Annotated in this window: 19 protein-coding genes; 10 read left to right on the forward strand and 9 right to left on the reverse strand. The window is 52.5% G+C overall.

All coding sequences use genetic code 11. The annotated features are described in order from the left end of the window. Positions 1 to 91: 91 nt before the first annotated feature. Positions 92 to 733 (forward strand): peptide-methionine (S)-S-oxide reductase MsrA, encoded by a 642-nt coding sequence (gene msrA / locus INF86_RS10010; RefSeq protein ID WP_003856057.1) that lies wholly within the window; start codon positions 92 to 94, stop codon positions 731 to 733. Positions 734 to 983: 250 nt separating this feature from the next. After that, positions 984 to 2,321 (forward strand): hemolysin family protein, encoded by a 1,338-nt coding sequence (locus INF86_RS10015; RefSeq protein WP_022646849.1) that lies wholly within the window; start codon positions 984 to 986, stop codon positions 2,319 to 2,321. Positions 2,322 to 2,397: 76 nt separating this feature from the next. Here the strand turns inward: INF86_RS10015 and INF86_RS10020 are convergent, their stop codons facing one another. Continuing rightward, positions 2,398 to 2,604, reverse strand: a complete 207-nt coding sequence (locus tag INF86_RS10020) for a DUF1107 domain-containing protein (protein WP_193543478.1) — start codon at positions 2,602 to 2,604, stop codon at positions 2,398 to 2,400. Between the two features lie 324 nt (positions 2,605 to 2,928). Between INF86_RS10020 and INF86_RS10025 the strand changes: the two genes are divergently transcribed. After that, entirely contained in the window at positions 2,929 to 3,486 is a 558-nt protein-coding gene (locus tag INF86_RS10025; protein WP_045620972.1) for a YtfJ family protein, read from the forward strand. On the opposite strand, the gene cysQ is transcribed toward INF86_RS10025, so the two are convergent. Beyond that, positions 3,480 to 4,220: a 3'(2'),5'-bisphosphate nucleotidase CysQ gene (cysQ, locus tag INF86_RS10030; protein ID WP_022646848.1), complete on the reverse strand. Its 741-nt coding sequence runs from the start codon at positions 4,218 to 4,220 to the stop codon at positions 3,480 to 3,482. The two genes, INF86_RS10025 and cysQ, sit on opposite strands and share 7 nt — an antisense overlap. 190 nt (positions 4,221 to 4,410) lie before the next feature. Here cysQ and INF86_RS10035 point away from each other — a divergent pair, with 190 nt between their 5' ends. After that, positions 4,411 to 6,354 (forward strand): bifunctional 2',3'-cyclic-nucleotide 2'-phosphodiesterase/3'-nucleotidase, encoded by a 1,944-nt coding sequence (locus INF86_RS10035; RefSeq protein ID WP_063152407.1) that lies wholly within the window; start codon positions 4,411 to 4,413, stop codon positions 6,352 to 6,354. A gap of 93 nt (positions 6,355 to 6,447) precedes the next feature. Here the strand turns inward: INF86_RS10035 and INF86_RS10040 are convergent, their stop codons facing one another. After that, positions 6,448 to 6,834, reverse strand: a complete 387-nt coding sequence (locus INF86_RS10040) for a helix-turn-helix domain-containing protein (protein ID WP_022646846.1) — start codon at positions 6,832 to 6,834, stop codon at positions 6,448 to 6,450. A gap of 84 nt (positions 6,835 to 6,918) precedes the next feature. Between INF86_RS10040 and INF86_RS10045 the strand changes: the two genes are divergently transcribed. Further along, positions 6,919 to 7,767 carry an SDR family oxidoreductase gene (locus tag INF86_RS10045; RefSeq protein WP_022646845.1) on the forward strand — a complete coding sequence of 283 codons (849 nt, stop codon included), beginning with the start codon at positions 6,919 to 6,921 and terminating at the stop codon, positions 7,765 to 7,767. A gap of 81 nt (positions 7,768 to 7,848) precedes the next feature. Next, on the forward strand, positions 7,849 to 8,700 hold the full coding sequence (locus INF86_RS10050) for an AraC family transcriptional regulator (RefSeq protein ID WP_171936243.1): 852 nt from the start codon (positions 7,849 to 7,851) through the stop codon (positions 8,698 to 8,700). Between the two features lie 21 nt (positions 8,701 to 8,721). Here the strand turns inward: INF86_RS10050 and INF86_RS10055 are convergent, their stop codons facing one another. Continuing rightward, positions 8,722 to 9,081 carry a DUF4156 domain-containing protein gene (locus tag INF86_RS10055; protein WP_023305310.1) on the reverse strand — a complete coding sequence of 120 codons (360 nt, stop codon included), beginning with the start codon at positions 9,079 to 9,081 and terminating at the stop codon, positions 8,722 to 8,724. 416 nt (positions 9,082 to 9,497) lie between these two features. Beyond that, positions 9,498 to 9,674, reverse strand: coding sequence for a hypothetical protein (locus INF86_RS10060; RefSeq protein WP_023305308.1), 177 nt, complete (start codon positions 9,672 to 9,674; stop codon positions 9,498 to 9,500). Positions 9,675 to 10,107: 433 nt separating this feature from the next. On the opposite strand from INF86_RS10060, the gene INF86_RS10065 reads away from it, so the two are divergent. Next, positions 10,108 to 10,713, forward strand: coding sequence for a response regulator transcription factor (locus INF86_RS10065; protein WP_023305307.1), 606 nt, complete (start codon positions 10,108 to 10,110; stop codon positions 10,711 to 10,713). Further along, positions 10,710 to 14,207, forward strand: coding sequence for a transporter substrate-binding domain-containing protein (locus INF86_RS10070; RefSeq protein WP_193543479.1), 3,498 nt, complete (start codon positions 10,710 to 10,712; stop codon positions 14,205 to 14,207). The genes INF86_RS10065 and INF86_RS10070 overlap by 4 nt, the downstream gene beginning before the upstream one ends. Before the next feature lie 9 nt (positions 14,208 to 14,216). Here INF86_RS10070 and INF86_RS10075 read toward each other — a convergent pair whose 3' ends face one another. Next, complete coding sequence (locus INF86_RS10075; RefSeq protein WP_023305305.1) at positions 14,217 to 14,825, reverse strand: hypothetical protein; 609 nt, start codon at positions 14,823 to 14,825, stop codon at positions 14,217 to 14,219. A 309-nt stretch (positions 14,826 to 15,134) separates the two neighbouring features. Between INF86_RS10075 and INF86_RS10080 the strand changes: the two genes are divergently transcribed. Further along, positions 15,135 to 16,100, forward strand: a complete 966-nt coding sequence (locus tag INF86_RS10080) for a DMT family transporter (protein WP_032625208.1) — start codon at positions 15,135 to 15,137, stop codon at positions 16,098 to 16,100. 80 nt (positions 16,101 to 16,180) lie between these two features. Here INF86_RS10080 and INF86_RS10085 read toward each other — a convergent pair whose 3' ends face one another. Then, positions 16,181 to 17,827 carry a methyl-accepting chemotaxis protein gene (locus tag INF86_RS10085; RefSeq protein ID WP_126503218.1) on the reverse strand — a complete coding sequence of 549 codons (1,647 nt, stop codon included), beginning with the start codon at positions 17,825 to 17,827 and terminating at the stop codon, positions 16,181 to 16,183. 246 nt (positions 17,828 to 18,073) lie between these two features. On the opposite strand from INF86_RS10085, the gene ytfE reads away from it, so the two are divergent. Then, entirely contained in the window at positions 18,074 to 18,736 is a 663-nt protein-coding gene (ytfE, locus tag INF86_RS10090) for an iron-sulfur cluster repair protein YtfE (protein ID WP_023299148.1), read from the forward strand. A gap of 86 nt (positions 18,737 to 18,822) precedes the next feature. Here ytfE and cycA read toward each other — a convergent pair whose 3' ends face one another. Then, complete coding sequence (gene cycA, locus INF86_RS10095) at positions 18,823 to 20,232, reverse strand: D-serine/D-alanine/glycine transporter (protein ID WP_022646840.1); 1,410 nt, start codon at positions 20,230 to 20,232, stop codon at positions 18,823 to 18,825. Between the two features lie 314 nt (positions 20,233 to 20,546). Further along, entirely contained in the window at positions 20,547 to 21,167 is a 621-nt protein-coding gene (gene fklB, locus INF86_RS10100; RefSeq protein ID WP_022646839.1) for an FKBP-type peptidyl-prolyl cis-trans isomerase, read from the reverse strand. Positions 21,168 to 21,287 lie beyond the last annotated feature (120 nt).

Raw genomic sequence — 21,287 nt, forward strand, 5'->3', positions numbered from 1 at the left:
TAAATCTAGACTCATTCATCGCATTTATTGTGTTCAATTAAACGCTTCGTGACAACCTTAACCGAAACAACGCTACCCCGGAGGCCCCACCGTGAGTTTATTTGATAAAAAGCATCTGGTATCACAAGCCGATGCGTTACCGGGACGCAACACCCCTATGCCAGTGGCGACATTACACGCCGTAAACAACCATTCAATGACAAACGTTCCTGATGGAATGGAGATCGCCCTGTTTGCCATGGGCTGCTTCTGGGGCGTAGAACGCCTGTTCTGGCAACTGCCGGGCGTGTACAGCACCGCTGCGGGCTACACCGGAGGATATACGCCTAACCCAACCTACCGCGAAGTCTGTTCCGGTGAGACCGGTCATGCTGAAGCGGTGCGTGTGGTGTATGACCCGAGCGTCATCAGCTATGAACAGCTGCTCCAGGTGTTCTGGGAAAATCATGACCCGGCGCAGGGCATGCGTCAGGGTAACGATCACGGCACCCAATACCGCTCGGCCATCTATCCGCTCACCCCTGAGCAGGAGGCTGCGGCCCACGCCAGCCTGACGCGTTTCCAGGAAGCGATGCAGGCAGCCGGTGATAAACGTCAGGTCACGACGGAAATCGCTACTGCGAAACCGTTCTACTATGCCGAAGACGACCACCAGCAGTACCTGCATAAAAATCCGTACGGCTACTGCGGCATTGGCGGCATCGGCGTCTGTCTGCCTCCACAGCAGGACTGATTACTGCATCAGCGCCACGCGAGCCGCGTGGCGCGCCTGTAAGCAAAAGTGTCAGTTCATTACTTAACCACTCACTGCCTTTTCATCCGGCCACTTTTTGCCGAAAACGTGACCTCTGGCAGATTTACACGCCTTTACGCTATACTACCGCTGAAATAATCGGCTCAACGCTACGAGCTGAGTTCAATGTGTCTTCACACGAATGGTATCAACTCCCCTTCTGAGGATCTGGCGAGAAGCCGGATAAACTATGTTAAACAGTATTTTAGTAATACTTTGTCTTATTGCCGTCAGTGCATTTTTCTCGATATCGGAGATCTCGCTGGCTGCCTCCCGTAAAATCAAACTGAAGCTGCTTGCCGACGAGGGCAACATCAACGCATCACGCATTCTGAAAATGCAGGAAAACCCAGGCATGTTCTTTACCGTGGTGCAGATTGGCCTGAACGCGGTCGCCATTCTTGGCGGTATCGTGGGCGATGCAGCATTTTCTCCGGCGTTTTATAGCCTGTTTGTAAAGTACATGTCCGCAGAGCTGGCCGAGCAGTTGAGCTTCATCCTCTCCTTCTCGCTGGTCACCGGTTTGTTCATTCTATTCGCGGACCTGACCCCGAAACGCATCGGTATGATTGCGCCAGAAGCTGTGGCTTTGCGTATCATCAACCCGATGCGCTTCTGCCTGTATGTCTTCCGTCCGCTGGTGTGGTTCTTCAACGGCCTGGCGAACGTCATTTTCCGCATCTTCAAGCTGCCGATGGTGCGTAAAGACGACATCACCTCCGACGATATTTATGCGGTGGTGGAAGCCGGGGCGCTGGCAGGCGTGCTGCGCAAGCAGGAGCACGAGCTGATCGAGAACGTTTTCGAACTGGAATCCCGTACCGTGCCGTCCTCCATGACCGGCCGTGAGAACATCATCTGGTTCGATCTGCATGAAGACGAGCAGAGCCTGAAGACTAAAGTGGCGCAGCATCCGCACTCCAAGTTCCTGGTCTGTAACGAAGATATCGACCATATCATCGGCTATGTGGACTCCAAAGACCTGCTGAACCGCGTACTGGCAAACCAGAGCCTGGCGCTGAACAGCGGCGTGCAGATCCGCAACACCCTGATTGTGCCGGACACCCTGACGCTCTCCGAAGCGCTGGAAAGTTTCAAAACCGCCGGTGAAGACTTCGCGGTGATCATGAACGAATATGCGCTGGTGGTGGGCATTATCACCCTCAACGACGTCATGACGACGCTGATGGGCGACCTGGTCGGCCAGGGGCTGGAAGAGCAAATTGTGCAGCGTGATGAGAACTCATGGCTGATCGATGGTGGTACGCCGATTGAAGACGTCATGCGCGTGCTCGACATCGACGAGTTCCCGCAGTCCGGAAACTACGAGACCATCGGCGGCTTTATGATGTTTATGCTGCGTAAGATCCCGAAACGTACCGACTCGGTGAAATTCTCTGGCTTCAAGTTTGAAGTGGTGGATATTGATAACTACCGCATCGACCAACTGCTGGTAACGCGCATTGATAGTAAACCGACCGTGCTGGTACCGAAGCTGCCAGATGCGGAAGATAAGGTGTCAGCGTAACCCTTTGTATGTCCCACAAACATCAACGGCTCCCATCGGGAGCCGTCTTTTTAACTACTACTGCATAGCACGTTGGTTAAGCCATCTCAGTTTGCAGACGCATAACCTGACGGTTGACTTCGGACATCACAGACAAGTGCTGTTTGTCCTTCACTTTCGGGATAAGGATTTTGCCCCTATCGAACTCAAAAGCGCCAACATCCTTGATATACAACCGTCCACGGAACAGGATCTTCACGTACTTCGCCACCTGAAGCGGGTTGTAGCGTTGGAAAATTTTCATTCTTGTATCTCCTGCGAATCATACGCCCTTGCGGTGCCACAATCGGCCCGACTGTCCTGAGCGCAAATTTTGATGCCCAATGACTATAGACCAGAACCTCGTACTTACCCAGTGTGCATAAGTTTATTTACCGTTTGATTACAATTATTCAGAATAATCTTTGCAAAGCGTGATACAGAGCAGTATATGCCGTCGTTTTTGCGTGGATATGTGCGTTCGCCCGCAAACTGGCATCGGGATTGCGGGAAAAGCCCATTGATCGCACTTATGATTAAAAGCGCATGACCAAGTGGTCGGATCACCTGCTCACAATAAGGAAACACCATGACCCTACGTAACCTCCTGGCAGCAGCTTGCCTGTTGCTGCCGCTGATGGCTTCCGCACACAACATTGAAAAAGGACAACGTGTCCCGCCGGTCGGCATTGCTGACCGGGGAGAATTGATTCTCGACAATGATAAGTTTAGCTATAAAGCCTGGAATAGCGCGCAGCTTGCGGGCAAAGTGAGAGTTGTACAGCATATTGCCGGACGTACATCCGCTAAAGAGAAAAACGCCACCCTCGTGGAAGCGATCAAGGCCGCAAAACTCCCGCACGATCGCTACCAGACCACCACCATCGTGAATACCGACGACGCGATTCCCGGCTCCGGGATGTTTGTGCGCTCAAGCCTTGAGAGCAATAAGAAGCTCTATCCCTGGTCGCAGTTTATTGTCGACAGCAACGGCGTGACGCGTAAGGCGTGGCAGCTGGAAGAAGAGAGTTCAGCGATTGTTGTGCTGGACAAAAACGGTCGCGTACAGTGGGTTAAGGACGGCGCGCTGACGCAGGATGAGGTGCAGCAGGTAGTAGCCCTGCTGCATAAGCTACTAGCTCAGTAAAGTGACACCCTGAAGCCAGGGTTGAGGAACGACTCGCGCGGGGTGTAGTCCAGTGGCTTACCCTGCCAGTCATGCACATGCGCGCCTGCGGCCGCAGCCACCGCATGCCCTGCCGCCGTATCCCAGACGTTCGTCGGCCCGAAACGGGGGTACAACTGCGCCTGCCCTTCCGCCACCAGACAGAACTTCAGCGACGAGCCGATCGACGTCGTCTGGTGTTCGCCCAGCTGTTGCAGGTACTCCTCCAGCTCGCTGTCGCTGTGCGAGCGGCTGATCACCACCAGCGGAGGACGGGCATCTCGCACCTGGATCTGCTTACGCACGCCGCACTCTTCCTTCCAGGCTTTACCTTCCGCCGCGCTGTACATCACCTTCATCACCGGGGCATAAACCACGCCAAGCACCGCCTTTCCTTTTTCAATCAGGGCGATATTCACGGTAAATTCACCGTTACGCTTGATGAACTCTTTCGTGCCGTCCAGCGGGTCCACCAGCCAGTAACGCTGCCAGTGCTGACGTTCGTCCCAGCCCTGGGGCGCTTCTTCAGAAAGGACCGGAATATCCGGCGTCAGGGTCTGCAAACCTTTCAGGATCACCGTATGCGCCGCGATATCCGCCGCCGTCACCGGGGAGTCGTCCGCTTTGCTGACAACATCCATCGGTTTCGCACCGTCGTACACCTGCATAATGGCATCACCCGCATCCCGTGCGAGCTGACAAATTTGATCTAACATTCTCCACCTCTTCGTTAACGCAGTGGGCATAACTTATTGTTTTAGTTATATCGTAATGTGAACAATTCCGCTATCTGTGAAGCAATTCTGGTTTCAGCGTTCTTTTTTCTGGCAGCATTCACACTTCTGTAAGCAACAAATACTACATACATACTCTTTTGTGGCTTGGATCGAAAAAAGGACTCCTCAGATGATTAAGTTTAGCGCAACGCTCCTGGCAACGCTGATTGCGGCAAGCGTTCAGGCAGCGACGGTGGATCTCCGCATTCTGGAAACCACCGATCTGCACGGCAACATGATGGACTTCGATTACTACAAAGATACGCCTGTCGAAAAATTCGGACTGGTACGTACGGCAAGTTTGATCAACGCCGCCCGCGGTGAAGTGAAAAACAGCGTGCTGGTCGATAACGGGGACTTAATTCAGGGCAGCCCGCTCAGCGACTACATGGCGGCGAAGGGGCTGAAGAAAGGCGAGATCCATCCTGTTTATAAGGCAATGAATACGCTGGACTATGCCGTCGGCAACCTGGGCAACCACGAATTTAACTACGGCCTGAAATACCTGCACGATGCGCTGGCAGGGGCAAAATTCCCGTACGTTAATGCCAATATCATCGACGTTAAGACGAAAAAGCCGCTCTTTACCCCTTACCTGATTAAAGAGACCGAGGTTGTCGACCAGGACGGTAAAAAACAGACGCTGAAAATCGGCTATATCGGCTTTGTGCCGCCGCAGATCATGACGTGGGATAAAGCCAACCTCGACGGGAAAGTAACCGTCAACGACATTACCGAAACGGCGCGCAAATACGTGCCGGAGATGCGGGCGAAAGGTGCAGATGTGGTGGTCGTTGTGGCCCACTCTGGCCTCTCGGCCGACCCGTATCAGGCGATGGCTGAGAACTCCGTGTATTACCTCAGCCAGGTACCGGGCGTGGATGCGATCCTGTTTGGTCACGCCCACGCCGTCTTCCCGGGCAAAGATTTCGCCAGTATCAAAGGCGCGGACATCGAAAAAGGGACGCTCAACGGTGTGCCATCGGTGATGCCGGGCATGTGGGGCGACCACCTTGGCGTGGTAGATCTGGTGCTGAATAACGACAGCGGGAGCTGGAAAGTCACGCAGTCGAAAGCGGAAGCGCGTCCGATTTATGATGCCGCTGCAAAAAAATCCCTGGCCGAAGAAGATAAAAAGCTGGTCGACGTCCTGAAGCATGACCACGACGCAACGCGTGAATTTGTCAGCAAGCCGATCGGTAAATCGGCTGATAACATGTACAGCTTCCTCGCGCTGGTACAGGATGACCCGACCGTGCAGGTAGTCAACATGGCGCAGAAAGCCTATGCCGAGCACTATATTCAGGGCGATCCGGATCTGGCCAATCTGCCGGTTCTGTCTGCCGCGGCGCCATTCAAAGTGGGCGGGCGTAAGAACGATCCGGCCAGCTACGTTGAGGTGGAAAAAGGCCAGTTGACCTTCCGTAATGCCGCCGATCTCTACCTCTATCCCAACACCCTCGTGGTGGTGAAAGCCACCGGGAAAGAGGTGAAGGAGTGGCTGGAGTGCTCTGCCGGACAGTTCAACCAGATCGATCCGCACAGCAGCAAACCGCAGTCGCTGATAAACTGGGACGGTTTCCGCACCTACAACTTCGACGTGATCGACGGCGTGGAATATCAGATTGATGTAACCCAGCCCGCGAAATATGACGGCGAATGTCAGGCCATTAATCCGCAGGCAGAACGCATTAAACACCTGACCTTCAACGGCAAAGCGATTGATCCGAATGCCACTTTCCTGGTGGTGACCAACAACTACCGCGCCTATGGCGGTAAGTTTGCCGGTACGGGTGACAGCCACATCGCCTTTGCCTCACCGGATGAGAACCGTTCGGTGCTGGCGGCGTGGATTAGCGCGGAGTCGAAAAAAGCGGGTGAAATTCATCCGGCGGTGGATAACAACTGGCGTCTGGCACCGATCCACAGCGACACGACGCTGGATATTCGCTTTGAGACATCACCGTCCGATAAAGCAGCCGCGTTTATCAAGGATAAGGCACAGTATCCGATGAAACAGGTCGCGACGGATGATATTGGGTTCGCGATTTATCAGGTGGATTTGAGCAGGTAGCGATGATTGTGCCGGGTGGCGCTTGCGCTTACCCGGCCTACGGGATCGAGGATTGCGGGTAGGCCGGGTAAGGCGAAGCCGCCACCCGGCATTTCATGCCGCACGATCGTCCCGATTCGCCATCACCTTCGGCGTATTCACCTCAATCCAGTCAGCCAGCGCGGCCACCTTCTCGCTCACCTCCAGCCCCATCGGCGTCAGGCTATATTCCACGTGCGGCGGCACAACCGGATAAGAAACGCGATCGACAAACCCGTCCTGCTCCAGCGCCTGAAGCGATTGGGCCAGCATCTTCTCGCTCACACCGCCCAGCTTGCGGCGCAGATCGCTAAAACGATGCGTCCCCTGACGTAACGCCACCAGGATCAGCACGCCCCAGCGGCTGGTAACATGTTTGAGCACTTCCCGTGACGGGCACTGTTCTGCGAAGAGATTGCCATCGCGCATTTGCTCGCTGAGCGTCGGTATCGGTGTTTTCATACTTACCTTTTTGTGCGTACTTACTAAAAGTTAGTTATGGTGATAGTGTGCCACAACACCAGACAAACACGAAGGAGATTCATCATGATCGCGATTACCGGCGCAACCGGCCAGCTTGGCCAACACGTTATTGAAGAACTGCTGAAAACCGTTCCGGCCAGCCAGATCGTGGCTATTGTGCGTAACCCGGCAAAAGCCGACGCCTTAAGCCAGCGGGGAATTGTGGTACGTCAGGCGGACTATACCGACCAGGCCGCGTTCACCACCGCCCTGAACGGCGTGGATAAGCTGCTGCTTATCTCCTCCAGCGAAGTGGGCCAGCGCGCCGCACAGCATCAGAACGTGATTAACGCCGCCAAAGCCGCCGGGGTGAAACTTATCGCCTACACCAGCCTGCTGCATGCGGATACCTCCCCGCTGGGTCTGCACGTTGAGCACGTCGAAACCGAAAATGCACTGGCGGCTTCAGGCGTGCCTTACGCCCTGCTGCGCAACGGCTGGTACACCGAAAACTACCTGGCAAGCGCGCCGCCAGCGCTGGAACACGGCGTATTCATAGGTGCCGCAGGCGAAGGCAAAATTGCCTCTGCGACCCGTGCGGATTACGCGGCGGCTGCGGCAAAAGTGATTTCTGAAGAGGGTCACGCCGGCAAGGTGTATGAACTGGCAGGTGACAATGCCTGGACGCTGAGCGAACTGGCTGCGGAGCTTAGCAAGCAGAGCGGTAAGCCGGTAACGTATCAGAACCTCAGCGAAGCCGATTATGCCGCCGCACTGAAAGGCGTTGGTCTGCCTGCCGGGCTGGCGGAGATGCTGGCGGATTCCGATACCGGCGCGTCCAAAGGCGGCCTGTTTGACGACAGCCGTACCCTGAGCAAACTGATTGGCCGTCCGACCACGCCGCTGGCGGAGAGCATCAAAGCCATTCTGTAATTGTTAAGAATTGGTTATTTTTTGTGGCATCCCTTCGGGTCATCTCGGATAATGAAGCGATGACCCACAAGGAGGCTCACCGTGCAAGGCGTACCGGAACAGTTTACTGATGAGAGAGACAGCGCGCGCTTTCGCCATCTGGCGCAGTTGCCGGGTCTGGAGCTATATCACGCGCATATTGCTGACTACGCCTTTGAGCCTCACACGCATGAAGCCTTCGGTATCGGCACCATTGAAACCGGCGCCGAACGCTTCCGTTACCGCGGAACCCAACACTTAGCCGCTGAAAAATCGGTCGTGACCATGAACCCGGACGAGATCCACACGGGCGAATCCGCCACCGAAGGCGGCTGGCGCTACCGGATGGTCTATATCGAACCCGACCTGCTGGAAGAAGTCACCGGCCTTCGCCACTGGTGGTTTAGCGACGTGACCCGCCACGACCCGCTGCGCTCGCAGCAAATTGGCCAGCTGATTTACGGCCTTTGGCATACGAACGATGCGCTGGAACAAAAAGGGTTGCTGCTGGATCTGATTGAGACGTTCCAGCCGCTGGCCCGTCACGCGCCGGTAGCCCGGGAGGGCGCGCACCGCTTCGAGCGCGTTCGCGACTATCTGCACGACAACTATATGCGCGCGCTCACCCTGGACGAACTGGCGAGCGTCGTGTCGCTCAGCCCGTACCATTTCCAGCGCCAGTTTAAGGCCCATTTTCATGTCACCCCACACCAGATGCTGATGGCCATCCGGCTGTGGCGCGCCAAAGCATTCCTCACCCACGGCATGCCTGCCGCCGAGGTGGCCGCCGCAACGGGGCTGACCGATCAGTCTCACCTGACCCGCGCCTTTACCCGCCGCTACGGCATTACGCCCGTGCGCTACCAGAAGCAGGTTTCGCCGCGCTTAACGGCTCAGGGCTTTATTGCACGTTAAATACTGTGCTTAGATTATTTATCAGTTATTGCAGCGATACACTGTACCGCTTAGCGTGACGTTAGTTTGTTGGCTGGAACCTGAGCCGAAGTAGGCGCTCCCGGTCTGCCCTGCTCGCTGCGTAAGAATAACGACAACGTTACCCCCCATACTGTAAGCCTGGTTTTTTAAATCATTACGTGCGCCAGTCTCAAGATTAGAGTTTGACGTCCATCCACCCGTGAAGAAGTTTCCCTGGCTGCCCGTCACTTCCCCCAGGAATGTACAATTGCCGGTTGGTTCAGTATTAGTAATACGTACCCGTTCAGCGCCCTGGTTCAAGTTATTTGCTGAGCATGCGGTTAACGCCATACTGAATAATACTATCGCTCTTTTTTTCATGTCTTTATTTTATCCCTTTGAAATAAAATGAGTTATCAGGCATTTTTGTTATACACGCGCGATCACTCAAATAGCGTATCAATAATAGAGTAATGTTACATTCAACTCAAGAATTATAATTCCTCATCTAAAGCCGGTCACAAATAAAACCGGTTTTTGCCGGGCTAAATCCTGAGCACGATAATGGTCTTCGCTTTCATTGATTTCTTCATTACTCCTGTTTCCAAAGATCGCGCTTGGGTTTACAACCATTAGTGCAAACACCGCCATTAAGCAGACTAAAAATAGTTTTATCACAATTATTACATTAACGTTCGATCGTAAGACAAACATAATCGCCAGCTCGCTGTGGCTATTAATATGGTGCAGATAAAAAATGAAAAACCATCAAAAACGCTTACCACGCCTGAAATAATCTAGTAGCCTGCTGCCTTATTGGCAGCCTTAATTCTTTTGGATCGCGAGTCTTTCTCATATTTATCTTTCTCCTCTAACACACTTCCAACCGCATCAATCCATGAATTAGCCGTACAGCCGGTAAAAAGCGTTATTGAAAGCAGCAGTAGCGCATTTTTTAAAAAATGTAATTTCATTTGTTTTCCTGTCAACATCGAACTGACTGTATTTTATTTTACCAGCCGAATGGATAACATCAGCGTTGGCGACAATGTACGTAGGAAAAGTCCCACAATCCTGCGTGGAGAGTTGCGTGTTACGGAAATCAGTCAGTGACGATAAAAAGAGGAAAAACCTTACACGTGAAAGCGAAAAGGGACACCTCGTTCTGTAGTAAAAATGGCTATACTGAGCGTTAAGTAGCAAGTAAACAGACGATTTAACAACCTATTATTCAACACGTTATATACATTTTACGCATTCAGGTTGTTTTGGTGAAGCCTGATTTGAAATGAACTGACTGCACGGGTTCAACCTACAGCCAGTTTGCCGCCGCACCAGTGGAATGAACCAGGCTAATGCGTTAACATCAGAATAATGCATCGCTTGCTGATTATATTAAGGGTTAGTATGAAAACCGCACTTGTTGTAGACGATCATCCTTCAGTCCGCATGGCATTGAAAATGACATTAGAAAAGATAGGCTTCACTCATGTGGATGAATGTGATAACGGTGCGCAGGCTATAAACCAGATAAAAAAAGGGAAATACAATATCGTCATACTGGATATTGGTATTCCTAACATGGATGGGATGTCGGTTATCGCGGCGGTGCGAAAAGCAGAGATTAATACAAAAATCCTGGTGTTCACCTCACAGTCAGCGGAACTCTATGCCAGCAGATGCATGATGTCCGGCGTGTCTGGATTTTTGACAAAGAATGAGGGTATGGAAGATGTTTCAGCGGCGATCAAAGCCATCAATTCTGGTTTTACATTTTTTCCAAATATAAGCTATGCCAACAATTTTACATCAAGAAAATCATCCTCACTGACAAACCGCGAACTAGAGGTACTGCGTAAAATCATTGCTGGAATGAAAAATATTGAAATAGCAGACAGCATGTGCCTGAGCAGCAAAACAATCAGTACCTATAAAACCCGGATAATGACAAAAATGGGCGTTACGACACTGGTTGATTTGATCGAGATTGCTAAAAGAGAAAAGATTGAATGAAGCGATGGGTTCACTTTAAGCTGCTGCTTATTTTATTGCCATTGTACGCCTGTGCGGAACCACTGAGCGACAAATCTCTGTCTCTGGAACTTTACCCCGATACAATCATCCAGCGTTTTTATAAGCAATCTCTGAAGGTGGGTGTTTACAGACCCGATTATCCGCCTTTCGATATCGTTATTAATGGCGAATACCTTGATGGGATCAATGCCGACATACTGCGGACAATCCGTAATAATTCGGATATCCATTTCTCTGTCACCCTTTTCGATAACGCTGTCGCTGCTTTTGACGCGCTGGCAGAAGGGTCTATTGATGCGATCACGACCACTGGCCCGGTAACTGAAACGAAAAAATCCAGGTATTCTTATCTCCCGGTTATTTCAACGAATAAAATAGTTGAAATCGCACCCGCGGAAAATAAACCCGATACAAAAGATTACGAGACGATTGCCACCGTTGATCGGTTTATTTCTGATGAGTTTATAAAAGAGCGCTATCCTGAAGCAAAAATAAACCGCTACGATTCCGTACTGAATGCGCTTGCCTCTGTCGCCCTCCATAAAAACGATATCTATGTGGGTGATGCAATAAGTGCTGGTTATTTTTATAACAATAGCGTTTTCAATACTCTTCACGTCAGTCGCCAGCTTAATACCATTAACCAGGCAGAAGGAAAAGTATACTTCGCAATACGTAACTCTGATATAAAAACCAGACAAATCATAGAATCCGGGCTACAAAAGATATCCCAGTCAGATCTGTCAGAATTCATAAGGGGCTGGGATAAATCCAGTGATTTTATCACGCCGGGCTCACCACAATATCTCACCGAAAAGGAAGCCCGGTGGTTACAAGGTAAGAAGCAGTTTTATGTTCAGCTGCCAACAACCGCGCCACCTTTTTCAGAATATGCTAACGGGACGTTTACTGGCATCATCCCTGATGTCTTTAGTCTGATTGGCAAAATGCTTAACGTTACGTTTGCATTTTTGCCAGAAAACCCGTCATCAAAGAACATTAATCCTGATGAGATCGTTGGCTTTGCCAGCTCCGTATACAACACCGATACGCGATATCGGTTTACCCGAAGCTTCATTCAATTTCCTCTTGTTTTCGTTACTCGTCACGGTGAGAGCCTAAAAAAATTGCCTACGCGCGCTCGCCGGATCGCGACTTTTATGGATGTTAATCATCTCGAGGGTTATGATCTCACTTCGTATACCGTTGTGCCTGTATCTTCGACGGCAGCTGCCTATAATTTATTAAGCAGTAACAAAGTCGATGCCGTACTTGATAATTTTGTCTCCGCTAATTATTACACACACACGCATCAATATTCCCTGGCCATAGACGATATAGTTGATGGAAATTTTGCCAAACTTTCCCTGGGCATTTCCGCGCACAATGAAATTTTGTATGAAATAATCAATAAATCATTAAAGAACCTCGCCGGATCTGAACTCGACGATATCACCACGAAATGGACCGCCGCGCCCTCAAAAACAAGTTTCATCGAAGCAAACAAAACCGCCATTCTCTACACGGTAATAGTCCTTCTCCTGCTGGGCATGATTTCTACCGGCTGGGCGCTTGTCCTTCGAAAGCACGTTCGACATGCACAGCGGACCCAGAGAAAACTGGACGATCAGCTGGCTTTGACAAACGCGCTTATCAACGGCACGCCGAATCCCCTGTATGTTCGTAATAAAGATGCAGAGCTCATATCGTTTAATGAGGCCTATACGGAAGCTTTAAAAGATTTCCATATCGAAGAGGAATACGCTTTTAGTCAGGCTGAGTTTGAAAATACAACGGCCTCACATCTTTCGTCTCTTGAAACATACCGCCAGGATTTCTTCAGCGTGTTACGGGATAAGGTATCAATATCGAAAGACCGGGCAATTACATTCAGCGATGGGCGCCCTGATGCCGTGATATATCACTGGATGGTGCCATTCCTGGATGCCGAAGGCCGCGTAAATGGCGTTATTGGCGGCTGGATTGACATCACGTCGAGAATCGAAATGGAAGAGAGCCTAAGAGCAGCCAGGAAGGAATCTGAAAGGGCGAATGTAGCAAAATCCACTTTTCTTGCCACCATGAGCCATGAAATTAGAACGCCTCTGAATGCCATTATCGGTATGCTGGAGCTTGGAACAAAAAAACTCCACGATGGAATCATAGACAGTACCGCATTCGACGTCGCCTATTCTTCGTCAAACGTACTACAGGAACTTATTGGTAATATCCTTGATATTTCCATGATTGAATCTGAAAAACTGGTTATTCATTATACAGAAATGGAGCTCAGAAAAACCATTGAACAGATTATCTCCTTATTCAGGCCTGGCGCGTTCAACAACGGTATCGAGCTTGTACTCCTATATCCAGCAAAGCTCGACGACATCATTGTGACAACAGATGAGCTTCGGTTCAGACAGGTTGTCAGCAATATCATCAGTAATGCCATCAAATTCACGAATGAAGGCGAAGTGCGTGTCGCAGTAGAATGCGTTAATTCTCAAGTCACAGACGTCGCCCTGCTGCAAATTGCCATAACGGATACGGGCTGCGGTATATCGCCTGAAGGGCAACAGACATTATTCCGACCTTTTTCCCAGGCTGATATTAACGGCTATTCTCATCAGTCAGGCTCCGGGCTTGGACTCCTCATCTCTCGCCGGCTTTGTGAAGCTTTGGGTGGAGGCATCCAACTTCATAGTCAACCGGGCGTGGGAACCAGAGTCGACATTACGTTAAAAGTGGGCGTAAGCCAACAGAAGAGCAAGCGTGCTGCGGCAGAGGTTATAGATATCCAGCGTCAAAACAGCTCAGCCACCGTTCTTGTCGTTGATGATTTTTACCCAAATCTCATGCTGTTAAATAAGCAGCTGTCATACCTTGGCTACGTCGTGATCGAATGTAGCGATCCTCGTGACGCATATGCTCAGTGGAGAAGCACCGGTGCCGAGATTATTATCACTGACTGTAATATGCCGTATATCTCAGGAATTGAGCTGACAAAATTAATCCGTAAGGAAAACAGCGATACTGTAATTATCGGCCTGACGGCTGATGCCCGCGATGAACAAAGAGGAGCCTGTCTTCAGGCCGGGATGACGGAATGCCTCTTTAAACCCGTTTCGCTCAAAACCCTATCCCTCGCATTAAGCAAATTTGCCAGCGCTATCCAGCCCGCCACAAACGCATGCGCAAAAGCGGAAGATCGGGTCGACCAGCATGTATTTAACTCCTGCTTAGCGCATCTCGACGTCACCATCAGCGATTTGCACGACGCTATCAGCGCGGAAGATTTCTTGCAGATCGCCGAACTTGCTCACCTGATGAAAGGCGGTTTTTATCTTCTGAAGAACGATTCGCTGGCTGACTTATGTACTGAACTGGAAGAAGCCGCAGACAGGAAAACCATCAGCCTCTGCCTTCAGCTTGCGCTACGTCTTGAAGATGCGGTAAGCGATCTCTCGTCATGAACCTTGAGCCTAACCAAGCGCTAATGTTTGGCTTTGACTGAGTATCAGACGCGCTTTTAGATATAATTCCTGACGGCTGTGCGTCCCGATCCGGTCCGACAGTAAAGCGCGCTGACAATAAAGCGTTTTTACCGAGCGAAAGAGCCGTCTGGCCTCAAGAGGAAGTGGGATATCTTTTTCCAGCATTTGCATGGTTCGGTTATCACATCGAGTGAGCAGAGGCAGAACGTTGTCCGAAGCGTGCGAGGCGTAACCGGCAATCCAGCGTCTGATTATTTCAGCCACCGCATAAATGCTGGTATCTGGAGTAATGAACAGTGTTCGTTCATATCCGCTGGTCCCTGACAGCATTCGGAAGCAAGAGTCAGTACAGAAAACAATACGAGGGATCTTCCCTTCCATTGCCGCATCCTCCTTCATCCGCCATACGAACACCTGTGGCAGCGTCATTCCGACAAAGACCTGCACCTGGATCTCTGGCATGGTAATAATGTCTGGCGAAATAATATTCCTGAAAAGCACCACCAGCGCGGAACAAAATACATTATTGGCTCCGCTGATAGAAATACGGGAACGCCCTGTCAGCATCACCTGTTCGGACCATATGACTTCCTGCATCTTCTTTCCTGTAAAATAGGCCGATCGTTCTCATCGTCCCACGTCGTTGATTGCAGGATATGAAAACCGACGTTATGCCGTGGTCGTAAAAATCCGTCGACTATAGTAATGACACCGTCCTTCGAAGCCTGTAGGTCTTATAGGTATGTCTTGTAGGATTAAACTGAAACCACGGAAAAAGTATCCTGGCGGCTGACGCTTTGGCCCCATGTCTTTACGTTCCCTGAGCGCTAATGCGCAACCTCATACAATACGCGTGCATCTGTGCCTCCTACACTGGCTACAACATGTATTACTGTGGACGAAAAGATGATTAGCGGCGTGTTGTATGCCCTGCTTGCAGGGTTGATGTGGGGGCTGATTTTCGTCGGCCCGCTGATTGTGCCGGAGTACCCGGCAATATTGCAGTCGACCGGACGCTATCTGGCGCTGGGGCTTATTGCCGTGCCGCTGGCATGGCTGGGGCGTGCGCGTCTGCGCCAGCTGAGTTGCCAGGACTGGCTCACCGCGCTGTGGCTGACCATGATGGGTAATCTTATCTACTACGTCTGCCTGGCCAGCGCCATTCAGCGTACCGGTGCGCCGGTGTCGACCATGATTATCGGCACGCTGCCGGTGGTCATTCCGGTTTTCGCAAACCTGCTTTATAGCCAGCGAGACGGGAAACTGGCGTGGTCAAAAATGGTGCCTGCGCTGGTATGCATCGCCGTGGGGCTGGTGTGCGTGAATATTGCCGAGCTACGCCACGGCCTCGAAAACTTCAGCTTGTGGCGTTACGGTTCTGGGATCTTTCTGGCGGTTATTTCAGTTGTCTGCTGGGCCTGGTATGCCCTGCGCAACGCACGCTGGCTGCGGGAAAACCCGGATAAACATCCGATGATGTGGGCGACGGCGCAGGCGCTGGTCACGCTTCCTGTCTCGTTGCTGGGCTATGTGGGTGCATGTATCTGGCTGGGTAGCCAGCATCCGGATTTCGCCCTGCCCTTCGGACCGCGCCCGTGGGTATTCGTCGGGTTAATGGTCGCCATTGCCGTGCTCTGTTCGTGGGTTGGCGCGCTGTGCTGGAACATTGCCAGCCAGAAGCTGCCGACGGTGATACTGGGGCCGCTGATTGTCTTTGAAACGCTGGCCGGGCTGCTCTATACCTTCCTGATGCGCCAGAGCGTGCCGCCGCTGCTAACGGCCTGCGGGATCGCGCTGCTGGTCGTTGGGGTGGTGATTGCGGTGAGAGCGAAGCCGGAAAAACCGATGGTCGTTCCGGCGTCGGAGGGGTGAGCTTTTCGACCAGCGGCGCTTAGCTTGCAGGGCCTACAAAACCGTAGGCCGGGTAAGCGTCAGCGCCACCCGGCACAGTATCAGAACGTTTCCCAGTTCGCTTCAGACGCCGCTACGGGCTGCGCTTTAGGTACATAGGTCTTTACCGGCGCGGCTTTCACCGCCTGGTTACGGGTGATCTTAAACACCGCCACCGCGTCGTTCAGGCGCGCGGCCTGATCTTCCAGCGCCGCCGCCGCCGCCGCAGACTCCTCCACCAGCGAGGCGTTCTGCTGGGTAACGCGATCCATCTCCGCCACCGCCTGGCCCACCTGGTCGATACCGCGGCTCTGTTCGTCGGAGGCCGACGCAATCTCACCCATGATGTCAGTCACGCGCGTAACTGCATTGACGATCTCTGCCATCGTCGCGCCCGCTTCATTTACCAGCTGAGAGCCCGCGTTAACGCGCTCGCCGGAATCATCGATCAGGGCTTTGATCTCTTTCGCCGCCTGAGCGCTGCGCTGGGCAAGGGTACGCACCTCACCCGCGACAACCGCGAAGCCACGCCCCTGCTCGCCCGCACGCGCCGCTTCTACCGCCGCGTTCAGCGCCAGAATATTGGTCTGGAAGGCAATGCCATCGATTACGTTGGTAATTTGCGCAATTTTGCTGGAACTGGTGGCGATTTCGTCCATGGTGCGCACCACGCCTTCTACCACATTTCCGCCCTTCTTCGCGGTGGAGGAGGCGTCCAGCGCCAGACGAGAAGCCTGACGCGCGTTATCGGCGTTTTGCTTCACGGTGGCGGTTAACTGTTCCATGCTGGCTGCCGTCTCTTCCAGAGAAGCGGCCTGCTGCTCGGTGCGAGACGAGAGATCGTTGCTGCCCGCCGAGATTTCACCCGCGCCGGTGTAGATGGTATCTGCGCCTTCACGCACTACGCCCACCGTGTTGGCCAGCGCAGTCTGCATCTCCTGAACGTTGCGCGCCAGGATCGCCATTTCATTTTTACCCTCAGCCTGAATCGGCTGGGTTAAATCCCCTGCCGCAATGGCGCGGATATGGCTGATCACCTCTTCCAGCGGCAGCAGCAGCACGCGGCGCATCGCAATCCAGCTGGACATAATCACCGCGATCACCAGCAGCATCACCGCAGAGAGGATCCACAGAATGCGTTTGTAGTCGCTTTCATTGTCTTTGATGCCTTTGTCGGTGAGCGCGGCCTGCGCCTCGCGCCATTCGCGATAGACCTTTTGCATCGCGGTCTGCTTCTGTTCGGCATTTTGTTTGAACATATCTTCCAGATTGCCCTGCCCCAGCAGAACGTTCATTTGCGTCAGCGTGGCGGAGTAGATGCGGTAGTGCTCTTCCAGCCTGTCGGCCAGGTGCTCGTCCATACCCGGCGTTTCCGGCAGCGCGTAATATTTATCGTAATGTGTCTGGGCATCAGCCAGCAGGTTTTTCGCGGTATTGACCAGCTCGTTCAGCTGCCCGCCGTTAATCTGCGACGCCATGCTGCTTTGCAGACGCAGCATGCCGCGGTTAAGGGTGACACGCGCCTGATTCAGGCTGATCCAGGCGTCGGTAAACTCCGCGACGTTCTGGCTGGAAAGCTGAGAAACGGTGAAGTTCTCTTTGTCGTTATTGAGCGCATTAATGAAAATGCCAGCGGAGATCAGTTGCATGATGCCGAGCACAAGCAGCACCGAAATCAAAAGAGTAATGACTTTTATACGTTTAAACATGCGTTGCCTTTTTTATATACAGGTATTGTCTGACCTGTATCTATCGGCACGCGCGGCAGGTTGTTTACTGTTTCTCCACCTTTAAAAACTTTCGAAAGCCCTTTTCTGCATTCAATCAGCAAGTTAAAAGCACGATTTTTTTTGTGATCCCCTTCTCATTTTTACCCTTGCCTCTAAAGGGTTATAGTATCCACATAAAGATGCATTTAAAATGCATCTTATATTCCTGATGATGAGGTAACTGCTATGGCCTTCCGCGACCAACCCTTAGGCGAGCTGGCGCTCTCCATCCCTCGCGCTTCAGCGCTGTTCCGTAAATACGATATGGATTACTGCTGCGGCGGTAAGCAAACGCTGGCGCGCGCAGCGTCGCGTAAAGAGCTGGATGTAGAAGCTATCGAAGCGGAGCTGGCTAAGCTGGCAGAACAGCCTGTCGACAAAGACTGGCGCACCGCGCCGCTGGCTGAAATCATCGACCATATCATTGTGCGTTACCACGACCGTCACCGCGAACAGCTGCCGGAGCTGATTTTACAGGCCACCAAAGTTGAGCGCGTTCACGCCGATAAACCTTCCGTACCGCGCGGCCTGGCGAAATACCTGACCATGCTGCACGAAGAACTTTCCAGCCACATGATGAAAGAGGAGCAGATCCTCTTCCCGATGATCAAACAGGGCATGGGCAGCCAGGCAATGGGGCCCATCAGCGTGATGGAAAGCGAACATGATGACGCCGGCGAACTGCTGGAAGTGATCAAACACACCACCCACAATGTCACACCGCCGCCAGAGGCGTGCACCACCTGGAAAGCGATGTACAACGGCATCAACGAGATGATCGACGATCTGATGGAACACATCAGTCTTGAGAATAATGTTCTGTTCCCGCGTGCATTATCGGGTAAATAAAAAAGCCCGGTGGCGCTAGCGCTTACCGGGCCTACAACGTCCTCGAACGTAGGCCGGGTAAGCGTCAGCGCCACCCGGCAACATGCTTAACGCATGCCAGCCATCCGTTTCTTACCGATAAACAGCCAGCCCAGCCCCAGCGCAATAAACCACAGCGGCGTGACGATGAGCGCCTGACGGGTATCTTCTTCCAGCGTCAGTAGCACCAGCACGAAGACGAAGAACGCCATGCACACCCAGCACATCAGCTTGCCCAGTGGCATCTTGTAGATCGACTTCTCATGCAGATGTGGACGCTGTTTGCGGTACACCAGGTATGAGCAGAGGATGATGGTCCAGACGAACATAAACAGGATCGCCGACACCGTGGTGATCATCGTGAACGCGCCGATTACGCTCGGGTTAACGTAGAGCATCACCACACCGCCCAGCAGACAGATGCAGGAGAAGGTCAGCCCTTTCGCCGGTACCGCACGTTTAGACAGTTTGGCGAACGCGCTCGGGGCAACGCCCTCCTGCGCCAGACCAAACAGCATACGGCTGGTGGAGAAGACGCCGCTGTTCGCGGAAGAGGCTGCAGAGGTCAGCACCACGAAGTTAATCAGGCTCGCGGCAGCAGGCAGCCCCACCAACACGAACAGCTCGACGAACGGGCTCTTGGTTGGCACTACTGAGCTCCATGGCGTCACGGACATAATGATGATCAGCGCGAACACGTAGAACATGATGATACGCAGCGGAATGGAGTTGATCGCGCGCGGCAGGGATTTCTCCGGATCTTTAGTTTCCGCCGCCGTGGTCCCCACCAGCTCAATCCCGACAAACGCGAACACCGCAATCTGGAAACCGGCGAAGAAGCCGCTGATGCCTTTCGGGAACCAGCCGCCATCATTCCACAGATGGGCAAACGAGGCCTGAACGCCAGTTGGCGACTGGAAGTGCGTCAGCACCATTACCAGCCCGACGACAATCAGCGCGATGATGGCGACGATTTTGATCATCGCGAACCAGAACTCCATCTCACCGAACATTTTAACGGTCGCGAGGTTGAGGCTCAGCAGCAGGACAATCACCGCCAGCGAGGCGACCCAGTCCGACAGGCCGGGGAACCAGAATTGGGCGTAGGCCGTAATAGCGACAACATCCGCCATGCCGGTAACCACCCAGCAGAACCAGTAGGTCCAGCCGGTAAAATAGCCCGCCCACGGGCCAAGCAGGTCTGACGCGAAGTCGCTGAAGGATTTGTATTCGAGGTTCGAGAGCAGCAATTCACCCATTGCACGCATCACGAAAAAGAGCATAAAACCGATGATCATATAAACGAAGATGATCGACGGGCCTGCAAGACTGATAGTTTTGCCCGAGCCCATAAATAGCCCTGTGCCGATGGCGCCGCCAATGGCAATGAGCTGAATGTGACGGTTCGTGAGATTTCGCCGTAGCGACTGTTCAGACGTCGCCTCTTCTGCGGCGGCGACTTTGACCTGATCTACCATGTGATATTTTCCTGTTTATGCCTGTCTGTGTTGTTAAGGCTCTTCTGGCCTTTAAATACGCCAAATAAATGACGGTCCCTTTGTAAGGGCTTATCGATAGTAGGTAAGAATCGGCGGGATGAATACTATGATTTGAATATTATGTTAATAATATGTTGAAAATGAGTGTCATATCACTCATACAGCGCGAAACAGCTCACAAAAATACACGTAACAGTTTCGTTTGCAATACAAAATGTTGATTCCGTCGTAACTCCAGGTTTTATCGCTATTTTCCTCTCCCCGACTGGAGAGAGGAAAATAAGAAAAACCGATTACAGGATTTCCAGCAGCTCGACTTCAAACACCAGGGTGCTGAATGGCGGAATGGACGCGCCAGCGCCACGCTCGCCGTATGCCAGGTTGTGCGGGATAGTCAGTTCCCATTTTGAACCTACTGGCATCAGGGTCAGGGCTTCGATCCAGCCTGCAATCACGCCGTTGACCGGGAATTCAGCCGGTTCGCCACGCGCGACGGAGCTGTCGAACACGGTGCCGTCGATCAGCTTACCGGTGTAGTGTACGCGAACGTGGTCGGTACGCGCCGGGATTGCGCCATCACCCTGATTGATTACGCGGAACTGCAAGCCGGACTCGGTGCTGTTCACGCCTTCACGCTCACGGTTCTCTTCCAGATATTTCACGCCTTCTGCCGCCATCTCTTCGAAACGCGCGCGACGTACGGTGTCAGCACGTTCGTGGATTTCACGCAGCGCACGGTGCACAACGTCAACCGGCACAGCGGGCTGCTTGCCTTCCAGCGCGTCAGCGATACCCGCCACCAGCGCTTCCGGTAACAGACCTTCCAGGCCGGATTCGCTCAGCTGCTGTCCTACCTGCAAGCCGATGCCGTAGCTTGCCTGCGCTTCGATAGTGTCAAAAGTCGGGGTGGTCATGGGTTTTCCTTCCATCACATTTAAAGTAGCGGGCAGCATATCAGCCATGCCCTTATGGGTAAAACTTTGTCTTAAGTAAAGGTGACAAACTGCGACGAAACGGAAACAATAGTAGCCGTC

The sequence above is a fragment of the Enterobacter cloacae complex sp. I1M genome (assembly GCF_014982425.1).
Lineage (GTDB): Bacteria > Pseudomonadota > Gammaproteobacteria > Enterobacterales > Enterobacteriaceae > Enterobacter > Enterobacter intestinihominis.